Source organism: Micrococcus sp. SL257, from assembly GCF_026625585.1.
Lineage (GTDB): Bacteria > Actinomycetota > Actinomycetes > Actinomycetales > Micrococcaceae > Micrococcus > Micrococcus luteus.
Window position 1 is genome coordinate 1,620,315 of the sequence record NZ_CP113053.1, and the last position, 23,176, is coordinate 1,643,490.

Below are 23,176 nucleotides of genomic sequence, written 5' to 3' on the forward strand. Positions count from 1 at the left end.
GCGCACGGAAGGACCCCCCATGAGCACCCTCGGCCTCACCGCCACCGGAGCCGCCCTCGAGGCGATCGACCGCCATCTGCCCGCCCTCCTCCAGGACCGCGTCGCCTCCCGCCTCGGGGCGCAGGACGCCGACCTGTGGGGGGCGCCGGCCCGCGACGAGGCCGCCAAGCGGCTCGGCTGGATCGACCTGTTCGAGGACTCCCGCGCCCTCGTCCCGCACATCGCCCAGCTGACCCGGGAGCTGCGCGCCGAGGGCGTGGACCGCGTGCTCCTGGCGGGCATGGGCGGTTCGTCCCTGGCCCCCGAGGTGATCGCGGCGACGGCCGGCGTCGAGCTCGAGGTCCTGGACTCCACGGACCCGCTGCAGGTCTCCCGTGCCCTCGAGCGCGACCTCGAGCGGACCGTGCTGGTGGTCTCCTCCAAGTCCGGCTCCACCGTGGAGACCGACTCGCAGCGCCGCGTCGTCGAGGCCGCGTTCCGCGACGCCGGGATCGACCCCCGCACCCGCCTGGTCGCCGTCACGGACGCGGGCTCGCCGCTGCACGCCGCGTGCGAGTCCGCCGGCTGGCGCGCCGTCTTCACCGCGGACCCGACCGTGGGCGGGCGTTTCTCGGCTCTCACCGCGTTCGGCCTGGTCCCCACCGGCCTGGCCGGGGTGGACGTCGCGGCCCTGCTGGACGACGCGGAGGCCGTGCTCGACCTGCTGATCGCCGACGACGAGGACAACCCGGGCCTGCAGCTCGGCGCGGCCCTGGGCGGCACCCGCCCGCTGCGCGACAAGCTCGTCTTCGCCGACCACGGGTCCGGCATCGCCGGACTGCCGGCCTGGATCGAGCAGCTGATCGCCGAGTCCACGGGCAAGGACGGCACCGGGCTGCTGCCCGTCGTCGTCGCCCCCGGCGACCCCGAGACCGCGTGGGACGCCCCCGACCTGCTGCAGGTGCAGCTCGTCGGCGAGGACGACGTCGCGGCCCCGGGCCACGGCGTGCAGGTCGCCGGCTCGCTCGGCGCCCAGCTGCTGCTGTGGGAGGTGGCCACCGCGGTGGCCGGCCGCCTGCTCGGGATCAACCCCTTCGACCAGCCGGACGTGGAGGCCGCCAAGGCCGCCGCGCGCACCCTGCTGGACAGCCCCGCCGCCGAGCGGACGGCCGACGGCGAGGTGGAGGGCGTCGAGGTCTCCGGCCCGGCGTCCGTGACCTCTGCCCCGGACCTGGCCGGCGTGCTGCGCGCCACGGCGGCGCTGGTGCCCGAGGACGGCTACCTGGCGGTCCACGCCTACCTCTCCCGTCACGACGACGCCGAGCTCGAGGAGCTGCGTGCGGACCTGGCGGACCTGGTCGGTCGCCCGGTCACGTTCGGCTGGGGTCCGCGGTTCCTGCACTCCACCGGGCAGTTCCACAAGGGCGGCCCGGCCGTCGGCGTGTTCCTGCAGATCACCGGCGACGCCGGCCTGGATATCGAGGTGCCCGGCCGCCCGTTCTCCCTGGGCAGGCTCATCGCCGCGCAGGCCGCGGGCGACGCCCGGGTGCTCGGCGATCTCGGCCGCCCCGTGGTCACCCTGCACCTGCGCCGCCGCGACGCGGGCATCGAGGCCCTGAGGAGCGCCGTCCGTGGCCGGTGAGTCCCGGACCGCCCCCCGCAACCCGCTGCGCGACCCCCGTGACCGGCGCCTGACCCGCATCGCGGGCCCGTCGGCGCTCGTGCTGTTCGGCGTGACGGGCGACCTGGCGAAGAAGAAGCTCCTGCCGGCCATGTACGACCTGGCCCAGCGCGGCCTGCTGCCGCCTGCGTTCTCCCTCGTCGGCTTCGGCCGCCGCGACTGGTCCGACGAGGAGTTCGCCGACTACGTGCGCGCCGCCGTCGAGGCCTCCTCCCGGACCACGTTCGACGAGACCGTGTGGGACCAGTTCCGGGGCGGCCTGCGCTTCGTCTCCGGCGCGTTCGACGACGAGGCGGCCTACGTCCGTCTCGACGAGGTGCTCGCCGAGCTCGAGACCTCACGCGGCACGCGGGGGAACACCGCGTTCTACCTCTCCATCCCGCCGGACTGGTTCGAGGCCGTCTCCCGCCACCTGGCCGACCAGGGCCTGGCCGACCGGTCGCAGCCGGCCGAGGGCCCGTGGCGCCGCGTGGTCATCGAGAAGCCCTTCGGCCACGACCTGGCCAGCGCGCAGGAGCTCAACGCTGTGATCGAGCGCGTCTTCCCCTCGGACGCGGTGTTCCGCATCGACCACTACCTCGGCAAGGAGACGGTGCAGAACATCCTCGCGTTCCGGTTCGCCAACCGGATGTTCGAGCCGCTCTGGAACGCCGAGCACGTGGACCACGTCCAGATCACGATGGCCGAGGACATCGGCATCGGTGGACGGGCGAGCTACTACGACGGCGTGGGCGCGGCCCGCGACGTCATCCAGAACCACCTCCTACAGCTGCTCGCGTTCACCGCGATGGAGGAGCCGATCTCGTTCGACGCGGACCACCTGCGCGCGGAGAAGGAGAAGGTCCTCGAGGCCGTCACCGTCCCGGACACGCCCGAGGGACTCGCGGTGGCCTCCGCCCGCGGCCAGTACACCTCCGGCTGGCAGGGCGGCGAGCGGGTCACGGGCTTCCTCGACGAGGAGGGCTTCAACCCGGCGTCCGTCACCGAGACGTACGCCGCGCTCAAGGTGGGCATCCGCACGCGCCGCTGGCAGGGCGTCCCGTTCTACCTGCGGGCCGGCAAGCGCCTCGGCCGGCGGGTGACGGAGATCGCCGTCGTCTTCAAGAAGCCCCCGCACCTGCTGTTCCCCGTCCACGACGGGGACGAGTTCGGACAGAACATCATCGTCATCCGAGTGCAGCCGGACGAGGGCGTCACCATCCGCTTCGCATCCAAGGTGCCCGGCACGCAGACCGAGATCCGCGACGTCACGATGGACTTCGGCTACGGCCACGCCTTCACCGAGGACTCCCCCGAGGCGTACGAACGTCTCATCCTCGACGTGCTCCTCGGGGAGCCGCCGCTGTTCCCGCGCCAGGCCGAGGTGGAGCTGTCCTGGCGGATCGTGGACCCGTTCGAGGAGCACTGGGCGAGCCTGGGCACCCAGCCCGAGCCCTACGCCCCGGGCACGTGGGGACCGCCCTCGGCCGACGCCCTCATGGCCCGCGACGGACGAAGCTGGAGGCGCCCGTGAAGATCCGCATGCACGACACCACCACCTCCCAGGTGGCCAAGCGCATCACACAGCTGCGCGAGAAGAGCGGGGTCGTGACCCTCGGCCGCGTCCTGACCCTCGTGATCAGCACGGACGACGCCGGCATCGAGTCCGCCGTCCAGGCCGCCAACGCGGCCTCCCTGGAGCACCCGTGCCGCATCATCGTCCTGGCCCTGGGCGACCCCGCGGCCCCCACCCGCCTGGACGCCGAGATCCGGGTCGGCGGCGACGCCGGCGCCTCCGACGTCGTGGTGCTGTGGTGCGCCGGGGAGAACGCCCACGCCGACGAGTCGCTCGTCTCCGGGCTGCTCCTGCCCGATGCGCCCATCGTCGCGTGGTGGCCCGGGGTGCCGCCCGAGGTCCCCTCGGCGACGGCGCTCGGCCGCCTGGCCCACCGCCGGATCACGGACACGGCCTCGGCGTCCGCGGCCGAGCCCGCCCTGTGGGCTCTGCGCGCGGGCCACCATGAGGGGGACACCGACCTGGCCTGGACGCGCCTGACGCTGTGGCGGATCCAGGTGGCCGGGATCTTCGACACGCTCGACGTGGCCACCCTGCGCTCGGTGACGGTGGACGGGGCGCCGGACTCCCCCAGCACCATGCTGCTCGCGGCGTGGCTCACCCTGACCCTGAAGGTGCCCGTGACGATCGCGCACTCGAAGGTCGGCCACGGGATCCGTGCGGTGCGCCTGCGGTGCACGGACGGGGACGTGGTGCTCTCCCGCTCGCAGTCGCAGGTGGCCCGGCTCTATCAGCAGGGCCGGCCGGTGCAGCGCATCTCCCTGCCACGCCGGACGATCCAGGACTGCCTGGCCGAGGAGCTGCGCCGCCTGGACCCGGACGAGGTCTTCGGCGCCGTGCTCCACCAGGGCCTGCCGCGCACGGACCTCTCCCCCGTGCAGGCCTCCGAACGCTGAGGGGCCCCCGGCGCCCCACCGGTCCGGGACGCGCGAACGCCCCGCACGGATCTTCCGTGCGGGGCGTTCGCGTCGGGGCCCGGCGGGGCGGCCTCAGGACTCCATGGTCAGACGCGGCAGGACGCCGAGCAGGGCGATCACGACACCCCAGGCGACCACGGAGCCGACGGTCAGGCGGGTGAGCAGACGCTGGGCGGAGCCCGAGGAGCTCATCGAGCTGGTCACGCCGCCGCCGAACATGTCCGAGACGCCGCCGCCGCGGCCCTTGTGCAGCAGGATGAGCAGCACGATGACCACGCTGAGCACGACCACGAGGATCTGCAGGGCCAGGGTCAGGACGTCCACGGGAGGGCTCCTCGGGTCGAGGTGCGGCCCCGGCGCGCGCCGGGGCCGTCACGGAGAATGCGGTCGGTCGGGCCGGACGGATCAGGCCTGGTCGAACCGGACGATCTTAGCAAACTCGTCCGCGTCGAGGCTGGCGCCGCCCACGAGGGCGCCGTCCACGTCTGGCTGCGCCAGCAGCGCCGGCGCGCTGGAGGACTTCACGGAGCCGCCGTAGAGGATCCGCAGTCCGGCGGCGACGTCGTCGCCGTGCAGTGCGGCCACGCGGGCGCGCAGGGCCGCGCACATCTGCTGCGCGTCCTCGGGGCCGGCGACCTCGCCCGTGCCGATCGCCCACACGGGCTCGTAGGCGACGACGACGCCGGCCACGTCCTGCGCCGACAGGCCCGCGATGGAGCCCTCCAGCTGGGCGAGCGTGTGCTCGACGTGCCGGCCGGCCTGGCGCACCTCCAGGCCCTCGCCCACGCAGATCACCGGGGTGAGGCCGTGGCGCAGGGCCGCGGCGGCCTTGCGCGCGACGAGGGCGTCGTCCTCCCCGTGGAGGGTGCGGCGCTCGGAGTGGCCCACGATCGCGTAACGGCACCCCAGCGCGGCCAGGAACGCGCCGGAGACGTCGCCCGTGTAGGCGCCGGCGTCCTCGGGCGAGAGGTCCTGCGCGCCGTAGACGAGGTCCAGGCGGTCACCGGTGACGAGCGTCTGCACGGACCGCAGGCCCGTGAAGGGCGGGAACACCGCGACCTCCACGGCCTCCTGGTCATGGTCCGCGTCCGAGAGGAGCCACGTGAGGCGCTGCACCAGGGTGACGGCCTCGAGGTGGTCCAGGTTCATCTTCCAGTTGCCCGCGATCAGCGGCACGCGCGTGGTCTGCTCCGCCATGCTCACGCCCGCCCCTCGCCGGCCAGGGCGGTGACGCCCGGCAGCTCCTTGCCCTCGAGGTATTCGAGGGAGGCGCCGCCGCCGGTGGAGATGTGGCCGAACGCGTCGTCGGCGAAGCCGAGCGTGCGCACGGCCGCCGCGGAGTCGCCGCCGCCGACCACCGACAGGCCGCCGGCCGCGGAGGCCTCGGTGAGGGCCCGGGCCACCGCCCGGGTGCCCTCCGCGAAGGCCGGGAACTCGAACACGCCCATGGGGCCGTTCCAGAACACGGTCTGGGCGCCGCGGATCTGCTCCGCGAACGCCCGGGCCGTCTCGGGGCCGATGTCCAAGCCCATGGCGGACGCGCCGTGCGCGCCCGAGGTGAGGGCGTCCACGGCCAGGACCTCGTGCTCGGCGTCGGCCGCGAAGCCGGAGGCCATGACGATGTCCGTGGGGAGCACGATGCGGGCGGCCCCGGCCTCGGAGCGGCGCAGGTACTCGCGGACGGTGTCGAGCTGGTCCTCCTCGAGCAGGGAGGCGCCCACCTCGTGGCCCTGCGCCTTGAGGAACGTGAAGAGCATGCCGCCGCCGATCAGCAGCGTGTCGGCCTTGTCCAGCAGGTTGTCGATCACGGCCAGCTTGTCCGAGACCTTCGACCCGCCCAGCACGACGACGTAAGGCCGCTCCGGGGACTCGGTCAGACGGGTGAGCACCTCGAGCTCGGCGGCGACCAGCGGGCCCTGGTGGGCCGGCAGCTGTGCCGCGACGTCGAACACGGAGGCGTGCTTGCGGTGGACCGCGCCGAAGGCGTCGCCCACGTAGGCGCCGTCGTCGCCGGCCAGCGCCGCCATCTCGCCGGCCAGTGCGGCGCGCTCGGCATCGTCCTTGGAGGTCTCGCGGGCGTCGAAGCGCACGTTCTCCAGCAGCAGCACCTGGCCGTCCTGCAGGGCGGCGGCCTTCGCGCGCGCGTCGTCCCCGGTCACGTCCGCGGCGAGGGCGACGTCGGTGCCCAGCAGCTCGGCCATGCGCGCGGCGACGGGGCGGAGGGAGTACGCGGGGTCCGGCTCACCCTTGGGGCGGCCCAGGTGGGCCATGACGATCACGCGCGCACCGGCCTCGGCCAGGTCCCGGATCGCGGGCAGCGAGGCACGGATGCGGCCGTCGTCGGTGACGGTGTCCCCGTCCAGCGGGACGTTCAGGTCGGACCGGATGAGCACGGTGCGGCCGGCGACGCCGGCCTCGAGCAGATCGGTGAGGGTCGGTGCGGGCATGATGCCTCCTGGGGTGCCGGAGCGGGGTCGGTTCACGGTGCAGTCTAGGCGGACGGCCCGGGCCGACGGAGGAACCGTCGGCCCGGGCCGTCGGGCGCCGTGCGGGCTCAGAGCTTCGAGCCGATGAGGTCTGCGAAGTCCATGAGCTGGGAGGTGTAGCCGTACTCGTTGTCGTACCAGCCGATGATCTTCACGGTCTGGCCGATGGACTTGGTCAGCGGGGCGTCGAAGGTGCACGCCGCCGGGGAGGTGATGATGTCCGAGGACACGATCGGGTCCTCCGAGTAGACCAGGCGGCCCTGCAGCGGACCGGACTCCGCGGCCTTCTTGAACGCCGCGTTGATCTCCTCGACCTCCACGTGGCGCGTCAGCTCCACGGTCAGGTCGGTGGCCGAGCCGGTGATGGTGGGCACCCGCATGGCGAAGCCGTCGAGCTTGCCCTTCAGCTCCGGGATGACCTCGCCGATGGCCTTGGCCGCGCCCGTGGAGGTGGGCACCATGTTCTGGGCCGCGGCGCGCGCCCGACGGCGATCCTTCTTGTGCACGTTGTCGTGCAGGTTCTGGTCGCCGGTGTACGCGTGGATCGTGGTCATGATGCCGTCCACGATGCCGAACTCGTCGTTGAGGACCTTCGCCATCGGGGCCAGGCAGTTCGTGGTGCACGAGGCGTTCGAGACGATGTGCATCGACTCCGCGTCGTAGGTGTGCTCGTTCACGCCCATCACGAAGGTGCCGTCGACCTCCTTGGCGGGGGCCGAGATGAGGACCTTCTTGGCCCCCGCGTCGAGGTGGGCCTGCGCCTTGGGGCCGGTCGTGAAGATGCCGGTGCACTCGATGACCAGGTCCACGCCGAGCTCACCCCACGGCAGCTTCGTCGGGTCGGCCTCCTGGAAGAACGCGACGTCGCGGCCGTCGATGCGGAACCCCTTCTCGGTCCGCTCCAGCTCGCCCGGGTAGCGGCCCAGGATGGTGTCGTACTGGGTCAGCCAGAACAGGTCCTCGGGGTCGGCGAGGTCGTTCACCGCGACCAGCTCGAGGTTCTCGTGGCCGCGGTCCCTGAGCACGCGCACGATGTTGCGTCCGATGCGGCCGTAGCCGTTGATGGCGATCTTGGTCATGGTGGTCTCTCTCGTTAGTTCGCGTTGCGTGGTCCCCGTGGCGGTGGGTCCGGGGCGGTACGGTCGAGCGGTCGCGCCCGGTCCGGGCGCGCGGTGGGGACAGGGCCGGAGCGCCGAGCCCCTCCCCGCATCGGGGCGCTGACGTCGTGGGGCCACGACGTCAGCGCCCCGGTGCGCGGTGTGGATCAGGCCGGGAGGATCAGGCCGGAGGCGCCGGCGCGGGCGGCCTCGAAGCGGGCCTGCACGTCGGCCCAGTTCACGATGTTCCAGATCGCCTTGACGTAGTCCGCCTTGACGTTCTGGTAGTCGAGGTAGAAGGCGTGCTCCCACATGTCCAGCTGGAACAGCGGGATGGTGGCGACCGGCACGCCGTTCTGCTGGTCGTAGAACTGCTCGATCACCAGGTTGCCGCCGATGGGCTCGTAGGCCAGCACGGCCCAGCCGGAGCCCTGGATGCCGAGGGCGGCGGCGGTGAAGTGGGCCTGGAACTGGTCGAACGAGCCGAAGTACTCGTCGATGGCGGCGGCCAGCTCGCCGGTCGGCTTGTCGCCGCCCTCCGGCGAGAGGTTCTTCCAGAAGATCGAGTGGTTCGTGTGCCCGCCCAGGTTGAAGGCGAGGTCCTTCGACAGCTGGTTCACGGAGCCGAAGTCGCCGGCCTCACGCGCGGCGGCCAGCTTCTCCAGGGCGGTGTTCGCGCCCTTGACGTACGTGGCGTGGTGCTTGGAGTGGTGCAGCTCCATGATGCGGGCCGAGATGTGCGGCTCCAGCGCGGCGTAGTCGTAGTCCAGCTCCGGAAGGGTGTATTCGGTCATGCTTCCTCCTTGGTCAGGCGAGGCTGCGGGCAGGACGCCCTCGGCCTCCACCTCGGGCAACCTCGCGTCTCGGCGGCGTATTCCGTCCGTCTCCATTGTGATCGGGGGCGGAGCGCCGGGGCCAGATCCCGTCGACGGTGATCCCGCGCTCAGCCTTCGGAGGCCGCGTCCGTCCCGGGGATGCCCCGCTCGGCGGCCCGCTTGTCCGCCATGGCCAGTAGCCGGCGGATGCGCCCGGCGACGGCGTCCTTGGTCATCGGCGGGTCCGCGAGGCGGCCGAGCTCGTCGAGGGAGGCCTGCTTGTGCTCGAGGCGCAGCCGTCCCGCGTAGCGAAGGTGGTCGGGCACCTCGTCCCCGAGGATCTCGAGGGCCCGCTCCACCTTCGCCCCGGCCGTGACAGCGGCCTGGGCGGAACGGCGCAGGTTGGCGTCGTCGAAGTTCGCCAGGCGGTTGGCGGTGGCCCGGACCTCTTTGCGCTCGCGCCGCTCGCGCCAGAGGGTCGCGGTCTGCTCCGCGCCGACGGCGGCGAGCAGCGTGGCGATCGCCTCGCCGTCGCGGACCACGACGCGGTCCGACTGACGCACCTCGCGCGCCTTCGCCGCCACGCGGAGCCGACGCGCGGCCCCCACCAGCGCGAGCGCGGCCTCCGGGCCCGGCGTGGTCACCTCGAGGGCCGCCGAGCGGCCGGGCTCGGTGAGGGAGCCGTGGGCCAGCAGGGCCCCGCGCCACACGGCGGCGGTGGCCGCCGTCGTCCCGCTGACGAGGACCGGCGCGAGGCCACGCACGGGCCGTCCCCGCTGGTCGATGAGCCCGGTCTGCCGGGCGAGGTCCTCTCCCCCGCGCACGACCCGGAGCACGTACCGCTGACCACGGCGCAGGTTGCCGCCGGAGACCACCACGATCTCCGGGGCCAGGCCGTACAGCTCGGTGATGGCGGCGCGCAGGCGGCGCGCACTGGCGCCGTGGTCCAGCTCCGCCTCCACGACGACGCGGCCGGCCACGAGGTGCAACCCCCCGGCGAACCGCAGCATCGCCGCGGTCTCCGCCCGCCGCTCCGGGGTCGCGGCGACCGGCACACGGGCCAGCTCCTCCTTGAGGGTCATGGTCAGCGCCATGCTCGTGCTCCTTCTCGGCGAGGTGCGCGCGTCAGTGGGTCATCGCCTCGTCGATCGCGACGGCCAGGCGCAGCGGGTCGTGGACCTGGGGATCCTGGGCACTGCTCACTCTACTGAACGCCACGCGCGCGCCCATCCGGGCCGCCTCGGCCTCCACCGCCGCCCGGTCGGTGACCGCGTCCACGTCGGCGATCACCACGTCCAGCCGGAGGTCCGGCGCATAGGAGCGCAGCACCTTGAGGTGGTCGGCGTGGGTGAGGCCGGTGGTCTCCTGGTCTCCCGTGCGCAGGTTCAGCACCATGAGGCGCCGGGCGGTGGTGGCGGCGAGGGCCGCGCGCACGTCCGGCATCAGCAGGTGCGGCAGCACCGACGTGTACAGCGAGCCGGGTCCGAGCACCACCCAGTCGGCCAGCTCGATCGCCGAGAGCGCCTCCGGGGTGGCGGGGGCGTCGGACGGGCTCAGGCGGACGTCGGTGACGCGCCCCTCGAACGCGGCGACCGCGAGGGCCACCTGGCCCTCCACGCATCGGGTGCGCAGGCGGCCGTCCGGGCCGGCGCTGAGCACGTCCCCGCCGATGGTCAGCGGCACCCGCGAGACCGGCAGGACCTCGCCGTGCGCCCGCAGCAGGGCGCCGGCCCAGCGCAGCCCGTCCACCGGGTCGCCCAGCAGCTCCCAGAGGGCGACGATCAGGAGGTTCCCGAGCGCGTGGTTGTCCAGGGTGGCCTGGTCCGCGGGCACCTCGGTGGAGCGGAAGCGGTGCTGCATGACGTGGGCCCAGGTCCGACCCCAGTCGGTGTCGTCGCACAGGGCGGCCAGCGCCATGCGGAGGTCGCCGGGCGGCAGCACCGCCATCTCCCGGCGGATGGTGCCGGAGGAGCCGCCGTCGTCCGCCACCGTGACGACGGCCGTGAGGTGCCCGGCCACGTGCCGCAGGGCCGCGAGGGACGCGGAGAGGCCGTGGCCGCCGCCGAGGGCGGTGACCCGGGCCGTGGGGCGGGACATGCCGGCGCCCACCCCGCGCCCTTCCGAACCCATCCCGGGCGGCAGGGGCAGCTGGCCGGTGAGCGGGGACGTCATTCGCGCCCCATGTCCCGGTGCTGGACGTGCACCGTCACGTGGGGCACCTGGGCCAGGCGCCGGGCCAGCTCCTCGGCGACGGCCACGGAGCGGTGCTTGCCGCCCGTGCAGCCGATGGCGAGCGTGGCGTAGTGCTTGTTCTCCCGCCGGTAGCCCTCGAACACCGGCCCCAGCATGGCGACGTACGCGCGCAGGAAGTCCTCGACACCGGGGCGGGAGAGCACGTAGTCCGCGACCGCGGCCTCCGTGCCCGTGTGCGGACGCAGCGCCGGCACCCAGTGGGGGTTGGGGATGAAGCGCATGTCCGCCACGAAGTTCGCGTCCGCCGGGACGCCGTACTTGAACCCGAAGCTCATGATGGTCAGGCGCAGCGTGACGGGGCCGGACTCCGAGAACAGCTCGGTGATCTCCGTGGCCAGGCCGTGCACGTTCAGCTCGGTGGTGTCCACCACGACGTCGGCACGCGCCTTGAGCGGCTCGACGACGTCCCGCTCCGCGCGGATGCCGTCCAGCAGCCGGGCGTTGCCCTGCATCGGGTGGGGGCGGCGGCCGGCCTCGAAGCGTTGCAGGAGGACGTGGTCCTCCGCATCGAGGAACACGGTGCGATACTCCACTCCGCTGTTGGCCAGGTGCTGCAGGGCGGCGTACAGCTCCTCGAAGTATGAGCGCGAGCGCACGTCCACCACGATCGCCAGGCGCGGGAACGCCTCCGGCGAGCGGGCGATGAGCTCGGCCAGCGTGCCGAACAGGGCCGGCGGCATGTTCTCCACCACGTCCCAGCCGTGGTCCTCGAGCGCGTGCGCGGCGGTGGTCCGTCCGGCGCCGGACATCCCGGCGATCACGAGCACCTCGGATGTCGGCGGCTTCTCCGGCTGGAGGGTCTCCTCGATCATGACTCCACTGTATCCGCGGGCGTGTCGGCCGTGAGCGCCGTGTGGACGGCCTCGGCCAGCCGCGGCCCGATGCCGGCGACCTCGGTCAGCCGGTCCACGCCGGCGGCCCGGATCTCGGCGACGGAGCCGAAGTGGTTCAGCAGCGCGGTGCGCTTGGCCGGGCCCAGGCCCGGGATCCCATCCAGGGCGGAGACGGTCATCGCCTTGGACCGCCGGCTGCGGTGGCCCGCGATCGCGAACCGGTGCGACTCGTCACGGATGCGCTGGAGCAGGTACAGGCCCTCCGAGGTGCGCGGCAGGACCACCGGGAACTCGTCGCCCGGCAGCCACACCTCCTCGAGCCGCTTGGCCAGCCCGACCACGGGCAGGTCGTCCAGGCCCAGCTCCTCGAGGACCGCCGCGGCCGCGGCCACCTGGGGCGGGCCGCCGTCGACCACCACGAGCGAGGGCGGGTACGCGAAGCGGCGCCCCGCCTCCTGATCGTCCCCCTCGACCTGACCGGAGAGCGGGGCGCCCTCGGCGCGCTCCTTGGCCAGGCGGGCGAAACGACGCCGCAGGACGTCGCGCAGGGACGCCGTGTCGTCCCGGGCGGCCTCCCCCGTGACGTTGAAGCGGCGGTAGTCCTTCTTCTTCGGCAGCCCGTCCTCCATGACGACCATCGAGCCGACCACGTTGGTGCCCTGGGAGTGGGAGATGTCGTAGCACTCGATGCGCAGCAGGGGCTCGGTGATCTCCAGGGCCTCCTGCAGCTCCCGCAGGGCGGCGGAGCGGGTGGTGAGGTCCCCGGACCGCCGCGACTTGTGCAGCTTGAGGGCCATCTCCGCGTTCTCCCGGACGGTCTCCATGAGGTCCGCCTTCGAGCCCCGCCGGGGCACGCGCACGGCGACCCGGGACCCGCGCAGGCCCGAGAGCCACTCGGTGAGCTGTGCGGCGTCGTCGGGCTCGACCGGGACGAGGATCTCGTGCGGGATGCGCTCCGGCCCCTCGAGGTCGCCGTAGACCTGCTGGAGCAGGTGCGCGACCATCTCCGGCTCGGCGACGTCCTCCACGCGCTCCATGACCCAGCCGCGCTGGCCGCGGATGCGTCCCTGCCGGACGTGGAACACCTGCACCGCGACCTCCAGCTCGTCCGCGTGCAGGGCGAAGATGTCCGCCTCCGTGTTCTCCGGCAGCACCACGGCGTTGCGCTCGAACACGCGGCGCAGCGCGGCGATGTCGTCCCTCAGCCGGGCCGCGTCCTCGTAGCGCAGCTCCTCGACGGCACGGGCCATGGCCTTCTCCAGCTCGCGGATGAACCGGTTCGCGTCCCCGGCCATGAAGTCGCAGAAGTCCTGGGCCAGCGCGCGATGGTCCGCCGGGCTGATCCGGCCCACGCAGGGCGCCGAGCACTTGCCGATGTAGCCGAGCAGGCACGGCCGGTCCTGGGCGCGGGCCCGCTTGAACACGCCCGCCGAGCACGTGCGGACCGGGAAGACGCGCAGCATCAGGTCCACGGTCTCCCGGATCGCCTTGGCCGGGTGGAACGGGCCGAAGTACTTCACGCCGGGCTTCCGGTCGCCGCGCATCACCTGGACGCGCGGGAACTGCTCGTTCATGGTCACGGCCAGGTAGGGGTACGACTTGTCGTCCCGGTACATGATGTTGAACCGGGGGCGGTACTCCTTGATCCACGTGTACTCGAGCTGGAGCGCCTCCAGCTCGGAGCCGACGACGGTCCACTCGACCGCGGCCGCCGTGAACACCATGGTCCGGGTCTTGGTGGCCAGCCGGGCGGGGTCCTGGAAATAGGAGCTCAGGCGGGCGCGCAGGTTCTTCGCCTTGCCGACGTAGACGACGCGTCCGTCCGCGTCGCGGAAGCGGTAGACGCCGGGCGACGTGGAGATCTCGCCCGGAGCCGGGCGGTAGGAGGCCGGATCAGCCACGGGCACCCGGGGCGGCGTTGTAGGCGTCCACGCGCTCCTGCCCCGAGAGCGCGCCGATGGCGTCCATGATCGCCGCCGTCGCGTCGCGGCGCTGCGGCAGGGTGTGACGACGCCCGGGGTGGCCGAAGTCCAGGGGCGCGCCCACGCGCACGGAGAACCGGTGGGGACGGAAGCCGTTGGTGTCAGGCGGCTGGAGGTGCTGCGTGCCGACGAGGCCCACGGGCACGACGGGTGCGCCGGTGGCCAGGGCCAGCCAGGCCGCACCGGTGCGGCCGCGGTAGAGGCGGCCGTCGCGGCTGCGGGTGCCCTCCGGGTAGATGCCGACGCCCTGGCCGGACTCGAGCAGGCCCACGAGGGACTCGAGCGCGGCCACGGAGGCGGCCTGCTCGCCCCGGCGGACGGGGACGGAGCCCACGGACTCGAAGAACCGCCGCCGGACGCGGCCCCGCAGGCCCGTGCCCGTGAAGTACTCCTCCTTGGCGAAGAAGTGGACCGGGCGGGGGGCGAGGGCCTGGAGGATCACCGAGTCGACGAAGGACAGGTGGTTGGAGGCCATGACGAAGGGGCCCCGCGCAGGGACGTGCTCCATGCCGACGACCTCGGGGCGGCAGGTGAGCCGCAGGAGCGCGGCGGCGCTCCTGCGCACGGGCTCCGACGTCGCCATGGCTCTCCTTCGTCCGCGTCCTGCGTGGGCGGGGTCCATGCTACGCGAGCAGTTCCGCGAGGAACCGGCCCGTGTGGCTCTCCGCGACGTGTGCGACCTCCTCCGGCGTGCCCGCGGCCACGATCGTGCCGCCCCCGGAGCCGCCCTCGGGGCCGAGGTCGATCACGTGGTCGGCGCTCTTGATCACGTCGAGGTTGTGCTCGATGGTGAGCACCGTGTTGCCCTTGTCCACGAGGGACTGGAGCACGTGCAGGAGCTTGCGGATGTCGTCGAAGTGCAGCCCCGTGGTCGGCTCGTCCAGCACGTAGATGGTGCGGCCGTTGGAGCGCTTCTGGAGCTCGGCCGCCAGCTTCACGCGCTGGGCCTCGCCGCCCGAGAGCGTGGTGGCGGGCTGGCCCAGGCGGACGTAGCCCAGACCGACGTCGACGAGCGTGTCCAGGTACCGCGAGATGCGGGTGTACGCGCTGAAGAAGTCCGCGGCCTCCTCGATCGGCATGTCGAGGACCTCGGCGATGTTCTTGCCCTTGTAGGTGACCTCGAGCGTCTCCCGGTTGTACCGGGCCCCGTGGCACACCTCGCACGGCACGTAGACGTCCGGCAGGAAGTTCATCTCGATCTTCAGCGTGCCGTCCCCCGCGCACGCCTCGCAGCGCCCGCCCTTGATGTTGAAGGAGAACCGGCCCTGCTGGTAGCCCCGGACCTTCGCCTCGGGGGTCTCCGCGAAGAGCTTGCGGATCGCGTCGAACACGCCCGTGTAGGTGGCGGGGTTGGAGCGCGGCGTGCGCCCGATGGGGCTCTGGTCCACGTGGACCACCTTGTCCAGGTGCTCGAGCCCCTCCACGGACCGGTGCCGGCCGGGCACGAGCTTGGCGCCGTTGAGCCGGTTGGCCAGGACCTTGTAGAGGATCTCGTTGATCAGCGTGGACTTGCCCGAGCCGGACACGCCCGTCACGGCCGTGAGGACCCCGAGCGGGACCTCCACCGAGACGTCCTTCAGGTTGTTCTCCTGGGCGCCGCGGACCGTCAGCACGCGCCCCTTCTCCGGGACGCGACGCCGCTCCGGCACCGCGATGGAGCGGCGCCCGGAGAGGTAGTCGCCGGTGACGGACCGCGTGTTCGCCTTGAGATCCGCCAGGGAGCCCGAGTGCACGACCTCGCCGCCGTGCTCGCCCGCGCGAGGACCGATGTCCACGATCCAGTCCGCCTCGGCGATCGTGTCCTCGTCGTGCTCGACGACGATGAGGGTGTTGCCGAGGTCCCGCAGGCGCAGGAGGGTCTCGATGAGGCGGCGGTTGTCCCGCTGGTGCAGGCCGATGGACGGCTCGTCGAGCACGTAGAGGACGCCGACCAGCCCGGAGCCGATCTGCGTGGCCAGGCGGATGCGCTGGGCCTCGCCTCCAGAGAGGGTGCCGGCCGGCCGCTCCAGGTTGAGGTACTCCAGGCCGACGTCCAGCAGGAACGCCAGCCGGGCCAGGATCTCCTTGAGCACCTGGTCCGCGATCTGCCGCTCCCGGTCCGTCAGCCGCAGCCCCGAGAAGAACTCCATGGCCTCCCGCATGGGCAGGCGGGTGGCGTCCGCGATGGACAGGCCGCCCACGAGCACGTTCAGGACCGTGGGGTTGAGGCGGGCCCCGTGGCACGCCGGGCACGGGATCTCCCGCATGAACGACTCGTAGCGCTCGCGGGCGCCGTCCGACTCGGTCTCCCCGTGCTTGCGCATCACGTAGGGGATGACGCCCTCGAAGCCCGTGGTGTAGCGGCGCTCGCGGCCGAACCGGTTGCGGAACGTCACCTCCACCTTGAAGTCCTTGCCGTGCAGGACGGCGTCGCGCTCCGCCTCCGTCAGGTCCTTCCACGGGGTGTCCAGGGAGAAGCCCATCTCCTTGCCCAGCCCGCCGAGCACGCGCAGCCAGTAGTCCGAGGTGGACTTGCCGAGCGACCACGGCACGACGGCGCCCTCGCGCAGGGACAGCTCGTCGTTGGCGACGACGAGGTCCGGGTCCACCTGCAGACGGGAGCCGATGCCGGTGCACTCGGGGCACGCGCCGAACGGGTTGTTGAAGGAGAACGAGCGCGGCTCGATCTCGTCCACGGTCTGCTCGTGCCCGTTGGGGCAGGAGAGCTTCTCGGAGAACGAGCGGTACCGGGGGTTGCCCTCGGCGTCCCGCCCGCCGAACTCCGCGGTGTTCTTCCTGCCCTTCTCGGCGACCGGCTCCACGTCCACGAACTCGGCCACGACGAGGCCGTCCGCCAGCTTCAGGGCGGTCTCCACCGAGTCGGTGAGGCGCTGGCGGATGCCCTCCTTCATGGCGAGGCGGTCCACGACGACGGCGATGGTGTGCTTGACCTGCTTCTTCAGCACGGGCGGGTCCGAGAGCTGGACGGTCTCCCCGTCCACGACGGCGCGGGCGAAGCCCTGCGTGGACAGGTCCTTGAACAGGTCCACGAACTCGCCCTTGCGGCCGCGGACCACGGGCGCGAGCACCTGGAAGCGGGTGCGCTCGGGCAGCTCCTCGAGCTGGTCCACGATCTGCTGCGGGGTCTGCCGGCTCACCGGCTCGCCGCACTGCGGGCAGTGCGGCACCCCGACACGCGCCCAGAGCAGGCGCATGTAGTCGTAGATCTCGGTGATGGTCCCCACCGTGGAGCGCGGGTTGCGGTTGGTCGACTTCTGGTCGATGGACACGGCCGGGGACAGGCCCTCGATGAAGTCCACGTCCGGCTTGTCCACCCGGCCCAGGAACATGCGGGCGTAGGAGGAGAGCGACTCGACGTAGCGTCGCTGGCCCTCGGCGAAGATCGTGTCGAAGGCCAGGGAGGACTTGCCCGAGCCGGACAGACCCGTGAACACGACCATGGCGTCCCGCGGGAAGCTGACGTCCACGTCCTTCAGGTTGTGCTCGCGGGCGCCCTGGACGACGATGCGGTCCCGCTCGCCCGAGCGCGCGCCGCCGGGGCCGGAGGCGAGGCCGCCGGGGTGGGCCTCGACGGCGGAGGAGACGGTGGTGGAGGAGTTCTTGGGCACGCGGCCAGCATAGGGGCGGGTACGGACACGACACCGGGGTCTCGCCTGTGGGCGAACCCACCGCGGGCCGGGCCCGCCCTGGCGCCTCACCGCCCCGTCCGTACACTGTTGCGCATGCCCGAGACCGCCCGGAACCGCCTCCTGCACGATCTGCCCGCCGTCACGGTGCGCACCTGCTCCGTGTCGGAGATGGACAACAACGTGTACCTGCTCACCTCCAAGACCACGGGGGCGCAGGTGCTGATCGACGCCGCCGCCGAGGCCGAGGCCATCCGCGACCTCATCGCCTCGGCCGCGGACGACACCCCGTGCGAGCCGCGCCTCGAGATGATCGTCACCACGCATCGACACTGGGACCACGTGCGCGCGTTGCCGGCGCTGGCCTCCCTGACCGGGGCCCGCACGGCGGCCGGCGAGGACGACGCCGACGCGATCGCCGAGGCCACGGGGGTCGCCCCCGACGTGCGCCTGCGCCACGGGGACACCGTGGGGGCGGACGGGCTCCGGCTCGAGGTGGTGGCCCTGCGCGGCCACACGCCCGGGTCCATCGCGCTGGTGTGCCGCCCCGAGGCGGACGAGCCGGCCGTGCTCTTCACCGGCGACTCCCTCTTCCCGGGCGGGGTGGGCAACACCGAGGGCGACGACGGCCGGTTCCGTCAGCTGTTCACGGACGTGAGCGATCGGATCTTCGACGCGTTCGACGACGACGTGGTGGTCCACCCCGGCCACGGCGCCTCCACGACCCTGGGCGCCGAGCGCCCCCACCTGCCGGAGTGGGCCGAGCGCAGCTGGTGACGGTGCGCCCGGGCGGTCCCGGGCCCAGCGTCAGGCCGGCTTCTGCCCCGCCATGAACAGGCGCCGGGCCGGGAAGATCGTGACCGGGCCGCCGTCGTCGGCCGTGACACCGGGCACCGGCGGGTACGCCTCGCGCATGGCGGCGCGGTACCGGTCCACGAACGCCTCGAGCAGCCCGGCGCCCTCGGCGGCGCCCTCCTCGGCGTCCCAGCGGGCCAGGGCCTGCAGGCTCGGTCGCAGGGCCGCGCCGGAGGTCCACCGGAACACCGGGTCCTCGCCCGTCAGCACCTGCTGGTACTCCGTCTCCCAGACGACCGGGGACCACCCCGCCTCGAGGAATAGCCGCGTGTACTCCTCGGGCGGCGCCACGGTGCGGGTCGTCGCCACCCCGTGCAGCGGCTCGGAGAAGGCCGGGTCCTCCGCCAGCGCCACGATCGCCGCGTGGGAGGGCTGCTCGTAGGGCCGCGGGATCTGCGCCGCGAACCACGCCCCCGGCGTGAGGTCCCCGAGCCAGCGCCGGATCAGGCGACGGTGCGTCGGGATCCACTGGAGCATCGCGTTGGACACCACGACGTCCGTCGCCCCCGACGGGCGCCACTGCGAGGCGTCGACCGCCTCGAAGCGCAGGTTGGCGGGGGCGCCCGTGCGGGCCGCCTGCTCCCGGGCCCGCTCCAGCATGGCGGGCGAGTCGTCCAGACCGATCACCTCGGCGTCCGGCCAGCGCTCGGCCAGCGTCCGGGTCAGGGTCCCCGGGCCGCAGCCCAGGTCCACCACGACGCGCGGGGCCTCGGCGCGCACGCGCCCCACCAGGTCGTGGAAGGGGCGGGCGCGGTGTTCGGCGAAGCCCTCGTACTGCGCGGGATCCCAGGTGAACCCCCCGCCCTGTCGGCCGGTCACGTCCCCCACGACGGCGTCGGTGTCCGGGTGCGGGCTCTCGGGCGCGATCTGACTCATGGCGGCACCGTATCGCGCGGAGCGGCCGATACCCTGGGGGCGATGACTTCTGCCGCCACGAACCCGCCCTCGCTGACCGACCGCATCGACGCGCTCCCGCCGGCCCCGGACGCCGACGACGTCTTCGGGGCCTTCGCGGCCTGGACCGAGGACCGCGGGATCTCGCTCTACCCCGCCCAGGAGGAGGCCGCCCTCGAGCTGGTCCAGGGCCGGCACGTGATCCTGGCGACGCCCACCGGCTCCGGCAAGTCCCTGGTGGCGCTGGCCGCGCACGCCGACGCGCTCGCCCACGACGCCGTCTCCTACTACACGGCGCCGATCAAGGCGCTCGTCTCGGAGAAGTTCTTCGCGCTGGTGGACGTGTTCGGCGCGGAGAACGTGGGCATGGTCACGGGTGACTCCACCGTCAACGGTGACGCGCCGATCATCTGCTGCACGGCCGAGATCCTCGCCAACCGCGCGCTGCGCGAGGGCTCGGGCATGGAGATCGGCACCGTGGTGATGGACGAGTTCCACTACTACGCGGACCCCTCCCGCGGCTGGGCCTGGCAGGTGCCCCTCCTCGAGCTGCCGCAGGCCCGGTTCCTGCTGATGTCGGCCACCCTCGGCGACACGACCCGCCTCGAGGCGGACCTGACCGAGCGCACCGGGCGCGAGGTCGCCGTCGTCGCCCACGCGGAGCGCCCCATCCCGCTGACGTTCGAGTGGTCCGAGGTGCCGCTGCAGGAGAAGGTCGAGGAGTTCGTGAGCACCCACCAGGCACCGGTGTACATCGTGCACTTCTCGCAGCTGGACGCCGTGGAGACGGCCCAGGGTCTGTCCTCGATCTCGGTGACGTCCAGGGAGGAGAAGGAGGCGATCGCCGCGCGGATCGCCGGCTTCCGCTTCTCCGCGGGCTTCGGGCACACCCTGAACCGCCTCGTCCGGGCGGGCATCGGCGTGCACCACGCGGGCATGCTGCCCAAGTACCGCCGCCTCGTGGAGAAGCTGGCCCAGGACGGGCTGCTCAAGGTCATCTGCGGCACGGACACGCTCGGCGTCGGGATCAACGTGCCGATCCGCACCGTGCTGCTCACCGCGCTGTCCAAGTTCGACGGGGAGAAGACCCGCCTGCTCCAGGCCCGCGAGTTCCACCAGATCGCCGGCCGGGCGGGCCGGGCCGGCTTCGACACCTCCGGCACCGTGGTGGTCCAGGCCCCCGAGCACGTGATCGAGAACAAGGCGGCCGAGCGCAAGGCCGCGGCGAAGTTCGCGAACGTCAAGGACGAGGCCGAGCGGGCCAAGCGCATGAAGCAGTCCGTGAAGTCCGGCAAGCGCAAGACCCCGCCGGCCGGCTTCGTCTCGTGGGGGCCGGCGACGTTCGAGCGCCTCGTCTCCGCCGAGCCGGAGCCGCTGGTCTCCCGCATGCGGATCACGCACTCGATGCTGCTGAACATCCTCGACCGGCCCGGCGACCCGGTCATCGCGGTCCGGCGCCTGCTGCGCGGCACCCACGAGACCCCGGCCCGCCAGGCGGTGCTCATGCGCCGCGCGCTCGGGATCTTCCGGGAGCTGCTGGCCACGGGCGTCGTCGAGCGTCTGCCCGAGCCGGACGCCGAGGGCCGCACCGTGGACCTCACGGTGGACCTGCAGCCGGACTTCGCGCTCAACCAGCCGCTCTCCCCCTTCGCCCTCGCCGCGCTCGACCTGCTGGACCCGGCCGATCCCGACCACGCGCTCGACGTCGTCTCCGTGATCGAGGCGACCCTCGACCCGCCGCGCCAGGTGCTCTCGGCCCAGGTCAAGCACGCCAAGAGCGAGGCCGTGGCCGCCATGAAGGCCGAGGGCATGGACTACAACGACCGCATGCGGGCCCTCGACGAGATCACCCACCCGCGGCCGCTGGCCGAGCTCCTCGAGCAGCAGTTCGAGCTCTACCGGCAGGACGCCCCGTGGCTCGCGGAGTTCGAGCTGACCCCCAAGTCCGTGGTGCGCGACATGTTCGAGCGGGCCATGGGCTTCGGCGACTACGTGCGGTTCTACGGGATCGCCCGGTCCGAGGGCGTGCTGCTGCGCTACCTCACGGACGCGGTCAAGGCGCTGCGCCACACGGTGCCCGAGGCGGCCCGCACCGAGGATCTCCAGGTGCTGCTGGACTGGCTGGACGAGATGGTGAAGCAGACCGACTCGTCCCTCCTGGAGGAGTGGGAGGACCTGGTGGCCGGGGACATCGACGAGCTGCGCCGGGACATGGAGGCGCTCGAGCCGCCGGCCCCGCCTCGCCTGACGGACAACGAGCCCGTGTTCCGGGTGATGGTCCGCAACGCGATGTTCCAGCGGGTGCGCCTGTTCGGCGACGAGCGGGACGAGGCGCTCGCGCGCCTGTCCGGTGACCTGTCCGCCGACGACTGGGCCGACGCGCTCGACGCCTACTTCGACGACCACGACGACATCGACGACGGCCCCGCCGCGCGTGGCCCCGAGCTGTTCCGCGTGGCCGCGGCCCCCGACGTCGCCGCCCCGCTGGAGCTGGCCGGCCCGCGCTGGTGGGCGGTGCGGCAGGTCCTGAAGGACCCGGACGGGGACCTGGACCACGGGATCAACGCCGTGGTCGACCTGGACGCCTCCGACGAGGCCGGCCACCCCGTGATCCGGGTGGTCTCCGTGGGCGCGCCCGAGTCCGGGTGGGGCCTGTGAGCGCCGGGGACGCCCGGGCGGCAGGACGGCCCGTGGCGGGTGACCCGCGCGGCTTCTCTCCCCTCGAGCCGGCCCGCCACCGCGTGGGCGAGCGCACCGAGCTCTACGACGGCACCGTCACGGTGGACCACTGGTTCACGGTGCCGATCGACCACGCGCTGGGCCTCGCCGAGGCCGAGGCGCAGGACGCGGCGGGCACCGGCGTCGGGCCGCACGGGCGCGGCACGCTGACCGTCTTCGCCCGCGAGATCCGGGCGAAGGACGACCCCGAGGGCGAGCGCCCCTGGGCCCTGTACCTTCAGGGTGGCCCCGGCAGTGCCGGGCCCCGCCCGGCGCGCCTGGGCGGCTGGCTCGGCGCGCTGGCCGAGAGCCACCGCGTGCTGCTGCTGGACCAGCGCGGCACGGGGCGCTCGACCCCGGCCACCGTGGCGACCCTGACCGCCCCGGGCGCCTTCGCCACGGACGAGGCGCGCGCCGAGCACCTGGTGCACCTGCGGGCGCCCTCGATCGTGCGGGACGCCGAGATGCTGCGCCTCGCCCTCGGCGCCGGGCCGTGGACCACGCTGGGCCAGAGCTTCGGCGGGTTCTGCACGCTGAGCTACCTCTCCTTCCACCCGGAGGGCCTGCAGCGCAGCCTGGTGACCGGTGGCCTTGCCCCGCTCACCGGCCACGCCGACCGGGTCTACCGGGCCACCTACGCCCGGATGCGCGCCCGCGCCGAGGAGTTCTTCGACCGGCACCCGGCCGACCGCGACGCGTGGGCGGAGGCCGTGGGGCTGATCCGTGCCGCCGAGGCCGCGGGCGCCCCGATCCCCCTGCCCGGCGGCGGACCGCTCACCGTGGGACGGGCCCAGGCCCTGGGCATGCTGCTGGGCGGCAACACCCGCGTGGACCGCCTGCACTGGGTCCTCGCCGAGGCCGTGGACCGCACCGGACCCGCACCGCGCCTGTCCGAGACGTTCCTGGCCGCCGTCGCCGACCAGGACGACCGCCTCGTCAACCCGCTCTACACCGTGCTGCACGAGGCGATCTACGCGCAGCCGGCGGACCTGGCCGGCGGCCGGGCGGACACCGGCTGGTCGGCGTCCCGGATGCTCGCCGAGCACCCGGACTTCGACCCGGAGGCGACCGCGGTCCCGCTGCCCACGGGCGAGCACGTCATGCCCTGGTCCGTCGAGGTCGACCCCCGGCTGCGGCCCCTGGCCGGCACGGCGCGGCTGCTCGCCGAGCGCACGCAGTGGGGCCCGCTCTACGACGTGGCTGCCCTGGCGCAGAACACCGTCCCCGTGGCCGCCGCGGTCTACGCCGACGACGTGTACGTGGACCGGGACCTCTCGCTCGAGACGGCGCGGCGCGTCCGCGGCCTGCAGGTGTGGGAGACCGACGCCTTCCACCACGACGGCATCGCCGACGACGGGCCGGCGATCCTCGACCGGCTCCTGGCGATGACCGCGGCGGACCCGGAGACGACGACGGCCCCCGACCCGGCCGGCTGACCGGCCCGGGGGCCCGGGCGCCGGCGGAGCACTCCCCCGGTGCCGTGAT

At 73.3% G+C, this 23,176-nt stretch carries 18 protein-coding genes; 6 read left to right on the plus strand and 12 right to left on the minus strand.

Annotation, left to right across the window (positions count from 1 at the left end; genetic code table 11):
* Nucleotides 1-19 precede the first annotated feature (19 nt).
* From OVA32_RS07470 to OVA32_RS07480, 3 genes are read left to right on the plus strand one after another with little or no spacing between them, the layout of a single operon-like run.
* Nucleotides 20-1,621 (plus strand): glucose-6-phosphate isomerase, encoded by a 1,602-nt coding sequence (locus OVA32_RS07470; RefSeq protein WP_267713876.1) that lies wholly within the window; start codon nucleotides 20-22, stop codon nucleotides 1,619-1,621.
* Nucleotides 1,611-3,173, plus strand: coding sequence for a glucose-6-phosphate dehydrogenase (zwf, locus tag OVA32_RS07475; RefSeq protein WP_267713878.1), 1,563 nt, complete (start codon nucleotides 1,611-1,613; stop codon nucleotides 3,171-3,173). Before OVA32_RS07470 ends, zwf begins: the two co-directional genes overlap by 11 nt.
* Nucleotides 3,170-4,111: a glucose-6-phosphate dehydrogenase assembly protein OpcA gene (locus tag OVA32_RS07480; RefSeq protein ID WP_267713880.1), complete on the plus strand. Its 942-nt coding sequence runs from the start codon at nucleotides 3,170-3,172 to the stop codon at nucleotides 4,109-4,111. The genes zwf and OVA32_RS07480 overlap by 4 nt, the downstream gene beginning before the upstream one ends.
* A gap of 93 nt (nucleotides 4,112-4,204) precedes the next feature.
* Here the strand turns inward: OVA32_RS07480 and secG are convergent, their stop codons facing one another.
* The 11 genes from secG to uvrA all read right to left on the minus strand — a co-directional run bounded on the left by secG (nucleotide 4,205) and on the right by uvrA (nucleotide 17,206).
* Nucleotides 4,205-4,456: a preprotein translocase subunit SecG gene (secG, locus tag OVA32_RS07485; protein WP_036315286.1), complete on the minus strand. Its 252-nt coding sequence runs from the start codon at nucleotides 4,454-4,456 to the stop codon at nucleotides 4,205-4,207.
* Between the two features lie 81 nt (nucleotides 4,457-4,537).
* A complete protein-coding gene (gene tpiA / locus OVA32_RS07490) occupies nucleotides 4,538-5,329 on the minus strand; it encodes a triose-phosphate isomerase (protein ID WP_010078716.1) in 792 nt (263 codons plus the stop codon).
* A 2-nt stretch (nucleotides 5,330-5,331) separates the two neighbouring features.
* Nucleotides 5,332-6,579, minus strand: a complete 1,248-nt coding sequence (locus OVA32_RS07495; protein WP_036315290.1) for a phosphoglycerate kinase — start codon at nucleotides 6,577-6,579, stop codon at nucleotides 5,332-5,334.
* A gap of 107 nt (nucleotides 6,580-6,686) precedes the next feature.
* On the minus strand, nucleotides 6,687-7,697 hold the full coding sequence (gene gap / locus OVA32_RS07500) for a type I glyceraldehyde-3-phosphate dehydrogenase (RefSeq protein WP_036315293.1): 1,011 nt from the start codon (nucleotides 7,695-7,697) through the stop codon (nucleotides 6,687-6,689).
* A 185-nt stretch (nucleotides 7,698-7,882) separates the two neighbouring features.
* On the minus strand, nucleotides 7,883-8,509 hold the full coding sequence (locus tag OVA32_RS07505) for a superoxide dismutase (RefSeq protein ID WP_036315296.1): 627 nt from the start codon (nucleotides 8,507-8,509) through the stop codon (nucleotides 7,883-7,885).
* A gap of 149 nt (nucleotides 8,510-8,658) precedes the next feature.
* A complete protein-coding gene (whiA, locus tag OVA32_RS07510; RefSeq protein ID WP_073116868.1) occupies nucleotides 8,659-9,624 on the minus strand; it encodes a DNA-binding protein WhiA in 966 nt (321 codons plus the stop codon).
* A 31-nt stretch (nucleotides 9,625-9,655) separates the two neighbouring features.
* Nucleotides 9,656-10,702, minus strand: a complete 1,047-nt coding sequence (locus tag OVA32_RS07515) for a gluconeogenesis factor YvcK family protein (protein WP_049147872.1) — start codon at nucleotides 10,700-10,702, stop codon at nucleotides 9,656-9,658.
* Nucleotides 10,699-11,595: an RNase adapter RapZ gene (gene rapZ / locus OVA32_RS07520; protein WP_070709578.1), complete on the minus strand. Its 897-nt coding sequence runs from the start codon at nucleotides 11,593-11,595 to the stop codon at nucleotides 10,699-10,701. The genes OVA32_RS07515 and rapZ overlap by 4 nt, the downstream gene beginning before the upstream one ends.
* A complete protein-coding gene (gene uvrC, locus OVA32_RS07525; protein WP_036315391.1) occupies nucleotides 11,592-13,517 on the minus strand; it encodes an excinuclease ABC subunit UvrC in 1,926 nt (641 codons plus the stop codon). Before uvrC ends, rapZ begins: the two co-directional genes overlap by 4 nt.
* Nucleotides 13,510-14,181, minus strand: coding sequence for a lysophospholipid acyltransferase family protein (locus OVA32_RS07530; RefSeq protein WP_036315306.1), 672 nt, complete (start codon nucleotides 14,179-14,181; stop codon nucleotides 13,510-13,512). The genes uvrC and OVA32_RS07530 overlap by 8 nt, the downstream gene beginning before the upstream one ends.
* A gap of 40 nt (nucleotides 14,182-14,221) precedes the next feature.
* Nucleotides 14,222-17,206, minus strand: a complete 2,985-nt coding sequence (uvrA, locus tag OVA32_RS07535; protein WP_036315307.1) for an excinuclease ABC subunit UvrA — start codon at nucleotides 17,204-17,206, stop codon at nucleotides 14,222-14,224.
* A gap of 114 nt (nucleotides 17,207-17,320) precedes the next feature.
* Here uvrA and OVA32_RS07540 point away from each other — a divergent pair, with 114 nt between their 5' ends.
* The gene (locus OVA32_RS07540; RefSeq protein ID WP_063189256.1) at nucleotides 17,321-18,001 is read left to right on the plus strand and encodes an MBL fold metallo-hydrolase; all 681 of its coding nucleotides are present in this window, start codon (nucleotides 17,321-17,323) and stop codon (nucleotides 17,999-18,001) included.
* 30 nt (nucleotides 18,002-18,031) lie between these two features.
* On the opposite strand, the gene OVA32_RS07545 is transcribed toward OVA32_RS07540, so the two are convergent.
* Nucleotides 18,032-18,955: a methyltransferase domain-containing protein gene (locus tag OVA32_RS07545; protein ID WP_036382741.1), complete on the minus strand. Its 924-nt coding sequence runs from the start codon at nucleotides 18,953-18,955 to the stop codon at nucleotides 18,032-18,034.
* Between the two features lie 42 nt (nucleotides 18,956-18,997).
* Between OVA32_RS07545 and OVA32_RS07550 the strand changes: the two genes are divergently transcribed.
* The gene (locus tag OVA32_RS07550) at nucleotides 18,998-21,631 is read left to right on the plus strand and encodes a DEAD/DEAH box helicase (protein ID WP_267713890.1); all 2,634 of its coding nucleotides are present in this window, start codon (nucleotides 18,998-19,000) and stop codon (nucleotides 21,629-21,631) included.
* Between the two features lie 32 nt (nucleotides 21,632-21,663).
* Nucleotides 21,664-23,127: an alpha/beta fold hydrolase gene (locus tag OVA32_RS07555; RefSeq protein ID WP_267713904.1), complete on the plus strand. Its 1,464-nt coding sequence runs from the start codon at nucleotides 21,664-21,666 to the stop codon at nucleotides 23,125-23,127.
* Nucleotides 23,128-23,176 lie beyond the last annotated feature (49 nt).